A 12,762-nucleotide genomic window follows, 5' to 3' on the forward strand; every position below is an offset into this window, starting at 1 on the left:
GTAATTTTGAGCCAGAATGATATTAAATCTTTTGAATCTACAGAGCAAAAGTCATTCCAAAAACATCTACTAATAACAATATACTATAATTATTTTTTAAAATGAGCAAAGGGTTACCAAGAAGAAGCGAAGACTACTCCTTATGGTATAACGAACTGGTGAAAAAAGCTGGCTTAGCTGAAAATTCTGCGGTTCGTGGCTGTATGGTGATCAAGCCTTATGGTTTTGCCATCTGGGAGAAAATGCAGCGTGTGCTGGATGATATGTTTAAAGCCACCGGGCACGAAAATGCTTATTTCCCCTTGTTCGTACCCAAGAGCTTATTTGAAGCAGAAGAAAAAAACGCCGAAGGCTTTGCCAAAGAATGCGCGGTCGTGACCCACTACCGCCTCCAGTCTGACCCCGACAAAGCAGGGAAACTGCGCGTTGACCCGGCGGCCAAGCTGGAGGAAGAGCTGATCGTCCGTCCTACTTCGGAGGCGATCATCTGGAGCACTTACAAAAACTGGATCCAAAGCTACCGTGATCTCCCGTTGCTCATCAACCAGTGGGCCAACGTGGTGCGCTGGGAAATGCGTACACGCCTGTTCCTGCGCACAGCAGAGTTTCTGTGGCAGGAAGGCCACACGGCGCACGCGACTGCTGAAGAAGCCATTGCTGAGACAAAGCAAATGCTCGATGTATACGCTACGTTCGCTGAGCAGTACATTGCACTACCGGTTATCAAGGGTGTAAAAACACCAAACGAGCGCTTTGCCGGCGCCCTGGACACTTACTGCATCGAAGGACTGATGCAGGATGGCAAGGCTCTGCAGGCAGGCACTTCGCACTTCCTGGGCCAGAACTTCGCCAAGGCATTTGATGTGAAGTTTGCCACCAAAGAAGGTGGTCTTGAGCACGTTTGGGGCACTTCATGGGGAGTGAGCACACGCCTGATGGGTGCTTTGGTGATGGCCCACTCCGATGACGAAGGCCTGGTGCTGCCCCCAAAACTGGCGCCCATCCAGGTTGTTATTGTTCCGATCTACAAAGGCGAAGAGCAACTGGCCCAGATCAGCGAAAAAGTGCTGCAGCTGAAAAAGGAACTTGAGGCGAAAGGCATCAGCGTGAAATTTGACAACCGCGACACCGAGCGTCCGGGCTTCAAATTTGCAGAATGGGAACTGAAAGGCGTGCCGGTGCGCGTCGCCATTGGTGCCCGCGACCTGGAGAACGGTACCGCCGAAGTGGCCCGCCGCGACACAAAAGAGAAGAGCACGCAGCAGTTTGACAGCCTGGCAGCTTACATACCGGCCCTGCTGGAAGAGATACAGCAAAACATCTATAACAGAGCGTTTACGTACCGCGCGGAGCACACCACCAAAGTAGACAGCTACGAAGAGTTCAAGCAGGTGCTGGAGACAAAAGGCGGCTTTGTACTCGCTCACTGGGATGGCACTCCTGAAACCGAAGAGCGCATCAAGGAGGAGACCAAGGCCACCATCCGATGCATAGCCCTGGATACGCCGGAAGAGGAAGGCGTAGACATGCTCACCGGCAAGCCATCCGCACAACGGGTATACTTTGCAAGAGCCTACTAAGCGGGTTAAGTTACAAAACGACCTTATCAAGAGCCATTTCCGATTGCGGAAGTGGCTCTTTTGTTTTCAAAAAAGTATAAAGAAGTAAATGCACAAAACAGCCTAAGTCAATCGTAAAATCACTATATTTACTCACATAAGCACAGACGCGCTATGCCACTGGACTGGATAACGGTAATATTGCTGATCAGTATCGGGCTGATCCTGATCATCGTGGAGCTGATCTTTGTTCCTGGCACCACCATCATCGGCATACTGGGTTTTATACTGGTAGCAGTCGGCGTCTGGATCGGCTATACGACACTGGGCACTAACACAGGTCACCTGATACTGTCAGGGGCGGTACTCATAGGGGCTGTGGCTTTCTTTTACAGCTTCCGGACGGATGTATGGTCACGCTTTGCACTCAAGGACGCTATCAAAAGCCGCGTGAACGATGAGAACCCGCATTTACTGGAAGTGGGAGAAGAAGGAAAAGCAATCTCAGCACTCCGCCCGCAAGGGACAGGCCTGTTCAGGGAGCGGCGCCATGAAGTACAGACCAAAGGAGAGTTCCTGCCCCCCAGCACCCCCATTCGCATCATCCAAATAAGCGCTAACAAAATCATAGTAGAAGCAATCACCTAACCCAAACCGATGGAAAATTTTTCAGTCTTATTTTTAATAGCAGGCGGTATTATCCTGCTCCTCATATTCTTATACTTTGTCCCAATCAACCTCTGGATCACGGCTTTGTTCTCCGGGGTGCGGGTAGGCCTGGTGGAACTGGTCTTCATGCGCATCCGCAAAGTGCCACCAAGCCTGATTGTGAACTCCATGATCAATGCTACCAAAGCAGGTATAGACCTGACCACCACTGAGCTGGAAACGCATTACCTGGCAGGTGGCAATGTGCCGACGGTCATCAAAGCGCTCATTTCGGCTGACAAGGCAAACATTCCGCTTTCCTTCAAGCAAGCCACAGCGATTGACCTGGCTGGCCGCGACGTTTTTGAAGCGGTAACAACATCTGTCAATCCAAAAGTGATCAACACGCCAAACGTTGCCGGTGTGGCGCAGGATGGCATCCAGCTCATCGCCAAGGCACGTGTAACGGTGCGCGCCAACATCATGCAACTGGTAGGGGGCGCCGGTGAAGAAACCATACTCGCCCGTGTAGGCGAAGGCATTGTAAGCTCTATCGGCTCCTCAGCTTCGCACAAAAGTGTGCTTGAAAAACCAGACATGATCTCCCAACTGGTATTACAAAAAGGCCTGGATGCGGGCACAGCCTATGAGATCCTTTCCATTGACATCGCCGACGTGGACGTAGGAGAAAACATTGGTGCTAAACTGCAGATAGACCAGGCCAATGCTGACCTGAAGGTAGCCGAAGCGAAAGCAGAAGAACGCCGCGCCATGGCCGTTGCCGTGGAGCAGGAAATGAAAGCAAGAGCGCAGGAGGCCCGTGCTTCTGTCATTGCTGCGGAGGTAGAGATTCCGCAGGCGATCGCGGCTGCCTTCCGGAGCGGCAACCTGGGCATCATGGACTATTACAAAATGCAGAATATCCAGTCGGACACAGACATGCGCAACTCGATTGCCGGCCCGAACCAGGGCGGTGGCAACAAGCAGAAGGAATAGTCAGACCCGTGAAGTTTATCGTTGAACAAGGCCCGCACTGACAGCAAGTGCGGGCCTTGTTATTTGCGCCCTATACCTATACCTATACCTAAATGTTAATTTTGCATCCTCGCATACGTCAGCCACAACAGCCACTGTTATAGGTCAGCCAGATCCGCATGCATCCTCTCCGTTCATGGCAATGGGGAAACAGCAGCCTGCCCTGCCAAAACAAGGTATAGCTTCACCTGCGAAGCTAAAACAAGAAAGCCTGTGACATAGTACATATCACAGGCTTTCTTGTTTTGAGGATGGCTGATTTTAGCTTTCCTTCAGCGTGATGGTACGCGTCACCGAATTGAAAGGGCCCGGCACTACGGCTCCGGCATTGTCTATCAGCTCCAGCTTGATGGTCGTTTCTCCCATGGGCAAACCTTCGATCATGTGCGGCATCCACTTGTCCAGCATAAACTCGTTGCCGTTGATGGTAGCACGCACTTTGTGCCCACTGGCAGACAGGTCCGTATTGACCAGGTAGAAGTCCAGCATGATGTGGCGTGTATCGGCTCCTACATACTCTCCCTTAGGACGGCTGTAGAACATGTGCGGCGCTTTCATATCAAACTCCATACGCTGCTGTGGTTTGCCGACCGTGATCATACGCAGGTCATAAGCACCCTTGTGTTTCAGGCTTTCATGATACGAACGGGAGAGGAACGAAAGGATCACGTGATCGCCTTCTTCTATTTCTTTGGTGAATGTGGTTTCGTAATGTGCGGTATAAGGCTCATTGTCCACGATGTTGTGAATGTGTTGGCCTTGCTGCGAATTCGCCATGTGCTCTGCATTGGAGTGTGGCGTCATGCGCGTCAGTTGATAGTTAGACAGCTCATACACAAACTCTACCGGACCTGGCTGCACCACTCCGTTGGCAGGAGGAGAAATCAGCTGCAGCTGCGATTCAGGATATTTTTGAGAGTCATCGAAGGCAAACACCCGTAAGCCTCCTTTGCTCATAATAGCACCAGATGGCGTCGGGCCGGAAGAAGTAGCTGAGGCAGGTATGCGTGTCTCATCATCTTGTGTTTGGCGGGCCGTATCGCAGGCTGTGAAGCCCAGCATCAGCGCTGTGGCGAGGAGTAACGATGTTTTTTTCATGTATGAAGGCTTTGAATTTGCATTGTAGCTAAGATAGCGTTTTTCTTTGTATATTGCGAACTACGTAACATTTTTGAAAAAGTATACAGAAAAGACTATATGAGCGAGATTTTGTTTGATGAAGTGCCTTCATTGGACTTAGCTGATTTTACATCAGGAGACGAAGGACGCAGAGCACGTTTTGTGCAGCAATTGGGGGAGGCTTACCAAAATATAGGCTTTATCGCCCTGAAAAATCATGGGCTGAGCGATGAGCTGACAGGGAAATTGTATGCTACCATTAAGAATTTTTTTGCTTTGCCGGACGAGGTAAAGCAAAAGTATGAAAATCCGGAATTAGCCGGGCAGCGCGGGTATGTGGGCAAGGGCAAGGAAAAGGCCAAAGGTTTCAACACTGGTGACCTGAAAGAATTCTACCACGTGGGCCAGGAGCTGAGCGGTATACCGGACAGTGATCCGATCAAGGCAGAATACCCGGCTAACATCTGGCCGGCCGAAGTACCGGAGTTGGAAGAGGTGACACTGGAGGCGTACAGAAAACTGGAAGCAGCCGGCAAGCAGGTTCTGCGCGCCATTGCGCTGCACCTGCAACTGCCCGAAACCTATTTTGATGAAAAGGTGAAGTATGGCAACAGCATTCTGCGCCCGATCCACTACTTCCCGATCGAAGATCCAGATAAAGTCCCGGCAGACGCAGTGCGTGCTGCTGAGCACGGCGACATCAACCTGATTACGCTGCTGATGGGTGCTAGTGCCGATGGCCTGCAGGTGCTTCGCCGCGACGGACAGTGGATCCCGATCACAGCACTGCCGGAACAAGTAGTGGTAAACGTGGGGGATATGCTGGCTAGGTTAACTAACAACAAGCTCAAGTCCACCATTCACCGGGTGGTGAACCCACCACGTGAACTCATGCATACCTCCCGCTTCTCTATCCCTTTCTTCATGCATCCGCGTTCTGAAATGGACCTGACCTGCCTGGAGAGTTGCATAGATGAGCAAAACCCGAAAGCATACCCGGATGCCACTGCAGGCGAGTACCTGAATGAGCGCCTGGTGGAGCTTGGATTAAAAAAAGCATAAATTATTTCAGCTAAACAAAAAGAGAGATGGTGGTTACGCTGTCTCTCTTTTTTTGATCTATGCCATGAGTCGGCGCTACTACATCTTCCTCAAAGACGTACTATTGCTTGCCCTTACTGCCTTCGGAGGGCCGCAGGCGCATATCTCTATGATGTTCAAGCTGCTGGTGGAAAAGCGCCGCTACCTAACCGAACAGGAGCTGATCGAACTCAATGCCTTGTGCCAGATTCTGCCTGGTCCTACTTCTACCCAAACTATTACGGCCATCGGCTTCCAGATAGGAGGTCCCAACCTGGCTTATCTCACGCTCCTGGTATGGCTGCTACCCGCTTCCAGTTTCATGGCGGCGGCGGCCCTGGGCATATCGTACCTGCAGGAAAATAATATATCGCTTCAGTTTCTGAGGTTCATTCAGCCCATGGCGGTTGGCTTTGTAGCCTACGCGGCTTACGCTATCAGCTCCAAAGTGGTGCATACCAAACTGGCCGTGAGCATCATGGTGGTTTCCGGCGTGCTGGCCTACTTTTTCCAGTCTCCCTGGGTATACCCCCTGCTTTTGATCGCCGGCGGCGCCATTACAGCGCTGCGCTTTAAGCAGCATCCGCAGGAGAAAGACAAGCAGCTCAATATCCAGTGGTCTAATTTTATACTCTATGTCGGGGTACTGGTGACGGCGGCGGTGGTAGGTGCCACCACCTCTTCGCTACCCGTCCGGCTTTTTGAGAACTTCTACCGGAACGGGAGCATGGTGTTTGGTGGCGGGCAGGTGCTGATTCCGCTTATGTTCACAGAGTTTGTCAGCTTTAAGAAATACATGACGGCAGAAGAATTCCTTTCCGGATTTGCCATCGTACAGGCGCTGCCCGGGCCGGTCTTTTCATTTTGTGCCTTCATCGGGAGCCTGGCCATGCGGGAGCATGGGGTTTGGGGGCAGTTGCTGGGATCTTTTGTAGCATCGGTCGGCATCTTTCTACCTGGCACCTTCCTGATATTCTTCGTGATCCGCTTTTGGGATGGACTAAAGAAGTACCGGGTCGTTCGTGCTTCCCTGGAAGGTATAAGCGCTGTGAGTTCCGGTATGGTGGTAGCTGCTGCCGTTATGCTATACCACCCCATCGACAATACGCCGCAGAACTTTGGTATCGTGGTAGCTACTTTTTGCCTGCTGCTCTTCACCCGTATCCCCCCTCCTATCCTGATCCTGACAGGCTTCCTGCTTGGGTTTATTTTTTAAGGTTTTCGAGTAAGAGGTATAGCAAAAAGCAGAGCTGCCCATACATACAGGCAGCTCTGCTTACTTTATACCTGTTTTTTTACTTGACCAGCCCCATCAAGTACTCGCCATAGCCGCTCTTTCTGAGAGGTTCTGCCACTTGCCGGAGCTGTTCGTCTGTGATGTAGCCCATGCGCCAGGCCACCTCCTCGATGCAGCCGATCTTGAGGCCCTGCCGCTCCTCGATCACCTGCACAAACGTAGCCGCCTGCATCAGCGACTGGATCGTGCCCGTGTCGAGCCAGGCTGTGCCTCTGTTAAGTACGCCTACCTGGAGTTTTCCCCTTCGCAGGTACTCCCGGTTCACGTCCGTGATCTCATATTCGCCTCTTGGACTCGGCTCCAGGTTCCGGGCAATTTCCACCACCTCGTTATCGTAGAAGTAAAGGCCGGGCACGGCGTAGTTGGATTTGGGCTCCCGGGGTTTTTCTTCAATGGAAACCGCTCGGCCGTTTGCATCGAACTCCACCACCCCGTAGCGCTCCGGGTCCTGCACGTGGTAAGCATACACCACCCCGCCGTCCGGATCGTTATTGGCCTGCAGGAGCTGACTCATGCCTGACCCATAAAAAATGTTATCGCCCAATACCAAGGCCACCTTGTCCTCTCCGATGAACTCGGCTCCGATCACAAAGGCCTGCGCCAGCCCGTTGGGCACCTCCTGTACGGCATAACTGAAGCGGCAGCCGATTTGCGTGCCGCCGCCCAGCAGGCGCTCAAAAAGCGGCAAATCATGCGGCGTGGAGATGATGAGCACTTCCCGTATACCCGCTAGCAGCAGCGTAGACAAGGGGTAATAGATCATGGGCTTGTCGTAGACGGGCATGAGTTGCTTGCTCACGGCCAGCGTCAGGGGGTGCAAACGGGTGCCGGAGCCCCCGGCCAATATGATTCCTTTCATCAGCTAAATGGCTTAATGTTACATGGTGTAATGATTGATTGCCTGTTGATAAGTGAGGAAATCAACTATTAAACAATCCAACAATTTAACAATTGATCGCACCTACCGGTGCTCGTACTGCTGTGTGTAGTAGTCACGGTAGTGACCGGAGGTGACCTCCTTAAGCCATTGCTCGTTTGCCAGGTACCAGTCCACGGTCTTGCGAAGCCCCTCTTCGAAAGTCACCGACGGCTTCCAACCCAGCTCCTTCATTAGCTTACCTGAATCAATGGCGTAGCGCAGGTCGTGTCCGGCCCGGTCTTTGACAAAGGTGATGAGCTTGCGGGACTCGCCTTTGTCCCTGCCCAGTTTCTCGTCCATCACCTCGCAGAGCAGCTCGATCAAATCCAGGTTGCGCCACTCGTTCACGCCACCCACGTTGTAGGTCTCCCCTACTTTACCCTGGTGGAAGATCACATCGATGGCCCGGGCATGATCCAGCACGTAGAGCCAGTCTCTGACGTTCTCGCCCTTGCCATAGACCGGCACCGGCCGGCCTTCCCGGATGTTGTGGATCGCGAGCGGGATGAGCTTTTCAGGGAAGTGGTTGGGACCGTAGTTGTTGGAGCAGTTCGAGAGCTTCACAGGCAGCCCGTAGGTATGGTGCCAGGCCCGGACAAAGTGGTCCGAGGCGGCCTTGGAAGCCGAGTAAGGGGAGCGAGGGTCGTAGCGCGTTTCTTCGGTGAAGAGGCCCTCTTCGCCCAGCGAGCCGTACACCTCATCGGTCGAGACGTGGTAGAAGAGTTTGCCTTCCAGCAGCCCCTGCCAGTGCTTTTTGGCCGTGTTCAATAAGTTGACGGTGCCCAGGACGTTGGTCTCTACAAAGGCCAGGGGCTCTGCTATCGAGCGGTCCACGTGCGACTCAGCTGCCAGGTGAACCACCGCGTCGAAGCGGTGCTCGGAGAAGATGGCTTCCACAAAAGCTGCATCCGTGATGTCGCCCCGGAGGAAGCTGTAGTTGGCCCGCGCCTCAATGTCCCTCAGGTTCTGCAGGTTGCCCGCGTAGGTGAGCTTGTCGAGGTTGAAGACCTGGTAGTGGGGGTACTTTTCCACAAACAACCGCACCACGTGCGACCCAATGAAACCGGCTCCGCCGGTGATTAATAACTTCATGCTATGCTTTAGTTGACGTTTCTTCTAAATGCAACTGCCAGTCCCAGGCACTTTGCATGGCTTCTTCCAGGGTACTGGTCGTTTTAAAACCAAGTTCTACGGTGGCTTTGGTTACGTCAGCAAAAATTTTCGGTACATCACCCGGGCGGCGAGGACCGATCTTGTAGTTCAGCTTTTTGCCGGTGGCACGCTCGAAGGCTTTCACCGCTTCCAGTACCGTATTTCCGGTGCCTGTACCTACGTTGAAGAACTCGATGTTGGCGGCCTTACCCGACAGGAGCCTTTCGATGGCTACTACGTGCGCCTTCGCCAAGTCCACTACATGCACGTAATCCCGTACGCAGGTGCCGTCAGCCGTGTCGTAGTCGTCTCCGAAAATGGTCAGCTCCTGGCGTATGCCCGCTGCTGTCTGCGTGATGAAGGGCACCAGGTTGTTGGGCACGCCCAGCGGCAACTCGCCAATCCTGGCCGAAGGATGCGCCCCGATCGGGTTAAAGTAGCGAAGCGCGATGGTACGCATGTTGCTGCCGCTGTCAGCCAGATCGGTCAGTATTTCTTCACAGATTTTTTTCGTGTTGCCATACGGTGAATTGGCTTTCTGTACCGGCGTTTGCTCTGTTACAGGCAATTTCTCAGGTATGCCATACACGGTGCAGGACGAAGAGAAAACAAGCTTATTCACTTTATACTCTTCCATAACCTGCAGCAGCGTCAGCATAGAACCCAGGTTGTTGCTGTAATACTTCAGGGGTTCTGCCACGGACTCACCTACTGCTTTGTAAGCTGCAAAATGAATCACGCCGGCTATACCTGGCTCCTGTTCAAACACCTCACGCAAGGCGACTGCATCGGTGCAATCGGTACGGTAGCAGGGCACTTCTTTGCCCAATATCGCTGCTATACCTTCCAGGGCTCGCTCTTCGGAGTTGGAAAAGTTATCCAGAATGATGGGCGTATACCCTGCCTCTGTCAGTTCGACTACCGTATGGGAGCCAATGTAGCCGGCTCCGCCTGTTACTAATATCTTTTTCATTTGATTTGATTTCAAGCTTGTTGACAGCCTCTATCCTGTGACGCTGCAAATGTCGTTCTTATTTGGACGCCCTCCCCGGTGCAACCGGTATAAGCGTTTTACCTACGTTCAGAAATCAGTATCCTGCCAGGCATTTACTACAAATTTATAATTTTAAAAATATAAACAGGTATAATAACTCTTGTCAAAAAGAAGACTGTACAGACGGCGCCTACTGTATGGCTTTCACAATCCGGTTTTTATTAAACAAATCCTGCACGACCTCTGCCTGCTCAAAGCCTGTTTGCAGCAAAAGCTGTCGTACCGCTTCGCCGTACTCTTCATTGATTTCAAAGTACAGCCTTCCTCCTTCTTTCAGCAACGTGTGGCCCAGCTCTGCAATCCGCCTGTAGTATTTCAGTGGGTCAGTATCCGGCACGAAAAGGGCCAGGTGCGGCTCGTACTGCAGAACATTGGGGCGCATGAGCGCTTTCTCCTGCTCCAGCACATAGGGCGGATTGCTCGTGATAATATCTAACGAACGGGGTGCTATACCTGGTATAGGATCAAACACATCCTGCTGCAGCCACTCCACCGGCAGCTTATACCGGGCGCCATTGGCACGGGCTACCTGCAGCGCGCCTTCTGAAATTTCCAGGCCGTATACCTTGTTTGCCTGGAGGTTGGCAGCCAGCGCCAGGGGTATGCAACCGCTCCCCGTGCAGATATCCAGCACCTGGAGGTTTTGCCGTCCTTTGTGCTCGCGCACCACCAGGTCCACCAGCTCCTCTGTCTCGGGCCGGGGGATGAGCACCCGCTCGTCTACCATTAGTTCCAGGCCATAAAAATGCGCCACGCCTAGCACATACTGCACCGGCTCCTGCAGCTTCAGCCGTTCCACCGCCTGCCTTACCTGCTGCTCCTGCTCGGCACTTACTTCCTCCTGTTGCCCCAGGCTAAGCTGCACCCGCGATTTTTGCAGCACATGCTCCAGCACCAGCTGCGCAATAGCGCCTGCTTCCGGCTCCGGGTATACGGCCTGTATGCTTTCCCGGATATACTGACTGGTTTGCTGTATGGTGGCCACGGCTATACTTTGTTTTGTGATTTTGGGTACCTTTGCAAAAGTAAAGAAACAGACATAAGTATCAAGACTTAAGACGCAAGACGAGGGCTCCTAAGTTTTTATTATATTCTATACCTTGTACTTTCTGTCTTAATTCCGGCTATTATGATATCAGCTGACGAAATCTACATGCGGCGCGCGCTGGAGCTGGCGCGACTAGGAAATGGCTATACCCGCCCCAACCCGATGGTAGGGTGTGTGGTGGTGCATGCCGGGCGTATCATTGGCGAAGGCTGGCACCAGGCCTATGGTGGTCCGCATGCTGAGGTCAATGCCATTGCCAGTGTGGAAGATAAAAGCCTGCTGCCCAAAAGCCGGGTATACGTGACACTGGAGCCTTGCTCGCACTTCGGCAAAACACCTCCCTGCGCGGATTTGCTCATCAGCAGCGGCGTGCGCGATGTGGTGATCTGCAACACGGATCCTAATCCGCTGGTAGCCGGCCGGGGCATCCAAAAGCTGTTTGACGCCGGCGCCCAGGTAAAAGTAGGGGTGCTGGAGCAGGAAGGCCTGGAGCTGAACAAGCGTTTCTTCACCTTCCATACCCGGAAGCGGCCTTTTATCCGGCTCAAGTGGGCCGAGTCGGCAGACGGTTTTATCGGAGGACCTAATTTCGAGCAGGTACAGATCAGCGGTGCACTTTCGCGGCGGCTGGTGCACAAGTGGCGCTCTGAGGAGCAGGCTATCCTGGTGGGCAGCCATACCGCAACACATGACAATCCCCGCCTCGACACCCGTTTCTGGACCGGCAACCATCCCCTGCGGGTCGTGATTGACCGGAAACTGCAGCTTCCAGGCCATCTGCACCTCTTCGACAAGAGCCAGCCCACCGTAGTCTATACCTATAAAAAGCAGGAGCAGGCACACGAAAACCTGCAGTATGTGCAGCTGCAGGAGCACGAGCCGCTGTTGCCCCAACTTCTGCAGGACCTGCACCAGCGCAAAGTATTATCCCTGCTGGTGGAAGGCGGCACCTATCTGCTCAAAAGCCTGTTGAAGGAAAACCTCTGGGATGAGGCACTATACTTCAAAAGCAGCACCCGGATGCTGGAAGCTGGCACGCCGGCTCCTGTGATGCCAAACGGACAACTGCTGGAAGTGCAATCCCTGGGCCCTGACCGGCTTTTTCATTACCGAAACGACTTGTTAACTGATTAAATTCTGTTGAGTCGGATGACAGAAACCTACTTTTGTTGACCGGGCTCATTACGCTATACCTATTCACTATTTCAGAACAACACACAATGGCTGAATCACTTCTTATAGACCAAAACCTCAGCAAAGAGGAAAAATATAAAGCACTGCTACCACAGATCGAAGCGCTGGTAACCGGCGAGACGGACCTGATTGCCAACCTGTCGAACATCATGGCGGCGCTACGCCAGGGGATGGGCTTTTTCTGGGTAGGCGTATACTTCAACAAGGAAGGGCAACTGGTACTGGGGCCTTTCCAGGGGCCGGTGGCCTGCACCCGTATCCCGTATCACAAAGGTGTTTGCGGCGCCTGCTATACCCGCCAGGAAACCATCCTGGTCCCAGACGTGGAAGCCTTCCCGGGCCACATTGCCTGCAGCAGCGACTCCAAATCGGAGATTGTGATACCGGTGATAAAAGACGGCGAGGTGAAACTGGTGCTGGACGTAGACAGTGACCAACTCAACGATTTTGACGAAGTAGACCAGAAATACCTGGAGCAACTGATGAAGCTGGTGGAAAGCTGGTATTAGTATTTTATCCTGTCATTTCGACCGCAGGGAGAAATCTGGTACAAGTATAATGACCCAGATTTCTCCCTGCGGTCGAAATGACAGTTTAGCCTACAACCTTACCCGCACCCCAAGCGCCAGGTTGAAAATCTTCCAGGGGCTCAGGTAC

At 52.8% G+C, this 12,762-nt stretch carries 12 protein-coding genes; 7 read left to right on the forward strand and 5 right to left on the reverse strand.

Translation table 11 applies throughout. The annotated features are described in order from the left end of the window. The first annotated feature begins 101 nt into the window (after nucleotides 1-101). From proS to floA, 3 genes are all read left to right on the forward strand, one after another. Entirely contained in the window at nucleotides 102-1,580 is a 1,479-nt protein-coding gene (proS, locus tag OB13_RS14545; RefSeq protein ID WP_461490895.1) for a proline--tRNA ligase, read from the forward strand. 153 nt (nucleotides 1,581-1,733) lie between these two features. After that, nucleotides 1,734-2,207: an NfeD family protein gene (locus OB13_RS14550; protein ID WP_461490896.1), complete on the forward strand. Its 474-nt coding sequence runs from the start codon at nucleotides 1,734-1,736 to the stop codon at nucleotides 2,205-2,207. A gap of 9 nt (nucleotides 2,208-2,216) precedes the next feature. Beyond that, a complete protein-coding gene (gene floA, locus OB13_RS14555; protein WP_461490897.1) occupies nucleotides 2,217-3,203 on the forward strand; it encodes a flotillin-like protein FloA in 987 nt (328 codons plus the stop codon). 300 nt (nucleotides 3,204-3,503) lie between these two features. Here floA and OB13_RS14560 read toward each other — a convergent pair whose 3' ends face one another. Beyond that, nucleotides 3,504-4,340 carry a hypothetical protein gene (locus tag OB13_RS14560; RefSeq protein WP_461490898.1) on the reverse strand — a complete coding sequence of 279 codons (837 nt, stop codon included), beginning with the start codon at nucleotides 4,338-4,340 and terminating at the stop codon, nucleotides 3,504-3,506. A gap of 99 nt (nucleotides 4,341-4,439) precedes the next feature. Here OB13_RS14560 and OB13_RS14565 point away from each other — a divergent pair, with 99 nt between their 5' ends. Both OB13_RS14565 and chrA read left to right on the forward strand, forming a co-directional pair. Further along, the gene (locus tag OB13_RS14565) at nucleotides 4,440-5,423 is read left to right on the forward strand and encodes an isopenicillin N synthase family dioxygenase (protein WP_461490899.1); all 984 of its coding nucleotides are present in this window, start codon (nucleotides 4,440-4,442) and stop codon (nucleotides 5,421-5,423) included. A gap of 64 nt (nucleotides 5,424-5,487) precedes the next feature. Beyond that, nucleotides 5,488-6,657 carry a chromate efflux transporter gene (chrA, locus tag OB13_RS14570; protein ID WP_461490900.1) on the forward strand — a complete coding sequence of 390 codons (1,170 nt, stop codon included), beginning with the start codon at nucleotides 5,488-5,490 and terminating at the stop codon, nucleotides 6,655-6,657. A 79-nt stretch (nucleotides 6,658-6,736) separates the two neighbouring features. Here chrA and rfbA read toward each other — a convergent pair whose 3' ends face one another. The 4 genes from rfbA to prmC form a co-directional block, all read right to left on the reverse strand. Next, nucleotides 6,737-7,597 (reverse strand): glucose-1-phosphate thymidylyltransferase RfbA, encoded by an 861-nt coding sequence (gene rfbA / locus OB13_RS14575; protein ID WP_461490901.1) that lies wholly within the window; start codon nucleotides 7,595-7,597, stop codon nucleotides 6,737-6,739. A gap of 102 nt (nucleotides 7,598-7,699) precedes the next feature. Next, nucleotides 7,700-8,749 carry a dTDP-glucose 4,6-dehydratase gene (gene rfbB, locus OB13_RS14580; protein WP_461490902.1) on the reverse strand — a complete coding sequence of 350 codons (1,050 nt, stop codon included), beginning with the start codon at nucleotides 8,747-8,749 and terminating at the stop codon, nucleotides 7,700-7,702. A 1-nt stretch (nucleotide 8,750) separates the two neighbouring features. Continuing rightward, complete coding sequence (gene galE / locus OB13_RS14585; protein WP_461490903.1) at nucleotides 8,751-9,782, reverse strand: UDP-glucose 4-epimerase GalE; 1,032 nt, start codon at nucleotides 9,780-9,782, stop codon at nucleotides 8,751-8,753. Nucleotides 9,783-9,993: 211 nt separating this feature from the next. Continuing rightward, nucleotides 9,994-10,848, reverse strand: coding sequence for a peptide chain release factor N(5)-glutamine methyltransferase (prmC, locus tag OB13_RS14590; protein ID WP_461490904.1), 855 nt, complete (start codon nucleotides 10,846-10,848; stop codon nucleotides 9,994-9,996). A 144-nt stretch (nucleotides 10,849-10,992) separates the two neighbouring features. Here prmC and ribD point away from each other — a divergent pair, with 144 nt between their 5' ends. Together ribD and OB13_RS14600 are read left to right on the forward strand one after the other, a co-directional pair. Next, nucleotides 10,993-12,045, forward strand: a complete 1,053-nt coding sequence (gene ribD, locus OB13_RS14595) for a bifunctional diaminohydroxyphosphoribosylaminopyrimidine deaminase/5-amino-6-(5-phosphoribosylamino)uracil reductase RibD (protein WP_461490905.1) — start codon at nucleotides 10,993-10,995, stop codon at nucleotides 12,043-12,045. 86 nt (nucleotides 12,046-12,131) lie between these two features. Beyond that, nucleotides 12,132-12,614, forward strand: coding sequence for a GAF domain-containing protein (locus OB13_RS14600; protein ID WP_461490906.1), 483 nt, complete (start codon nucleotides 12,132-12,134; stop codon nucleotides 12,612-12,614). Nucleotides 12,615-12,762 lie beyond the last annotated feature (148 nt).

Source organism: Pontibacter sp. HJ8, assembly GCF_054824225.1.

Bases quoted from the DNA above. Each gene is read 5' to 3' on its own strand.
- OB13_RS14565 (WP_461490899.1), top strand. From the start codon at position 4,440: ATGAGCGAGATTTTGTTTGATGAAGTGCCTTCATTGGACTTAGCTGAT.
- galE (WP_461490903.1), bottom strand. From the start codon at position 9,782: ATGAAAAAGATATTAGTAACAGGCGGAGCCGGCTACATTGGCTCCCAT.
- floA (WP_461490897.1), top strand. From the start codon at position 2,217: ATGGAAAATTTTTCAGTCTTATTTTTAATAGCAGGCGGTATTATCCTG.
- OB13_RS14550 (WP_461490896.1), top strand. From the start codon at position 1,734: ATGCCACTGGACTGGATAACGGTAATATTGCTGATCAGTATCGGGCTG.
- chrA (WP_461490900.1), top strand. From the start codon at position 5,488: ATGAGTCGGCGCTACTACATCTTCCTCAAAGACGTACTATTGCTTGCC.
- rfbB (WP_461490902.1), bottom strand. From the start codon at position 8,749: ATGAAGTTATTAATCACCGGCGGAGCCGGTTTCATTGGGTCGCACGTG.
- OB13_RS14560 (WP_461490898.1), bottom strand. From the start codon at position 4,340: ATGAAAAAAACATCGTTACTCCTCGCCACAGCGCTGATGCTGGGCTTC.
- OB13_RS14600 (WP_461490906.1), top strand. From the start codon at position 12,132: ATGGCTGAATCACTTCTTATAGACCAAAACCTCAGCAAAGAGGAAAAA.
- ribD (WP_461490905.1), top strand. From the start codon at position 10,993: ATGATATCAGCTGACGAAATCTACATGCGGCGCGCGCTGGAGCTGGCG.
- rfbA (WP_461490901.1), bottom strand. From the start codon at position 7,597: ATGAAAGGAATCATATTGGCCGGGGGCTCCGGCACCCGTTTGCACCCC.
- proS (WP_461490895.1), top strand. From the start codon at position 102: ATGAGCAAAGGGTTACCAAGAAGAAGCGAAGACTACTCCTTATGGTAT.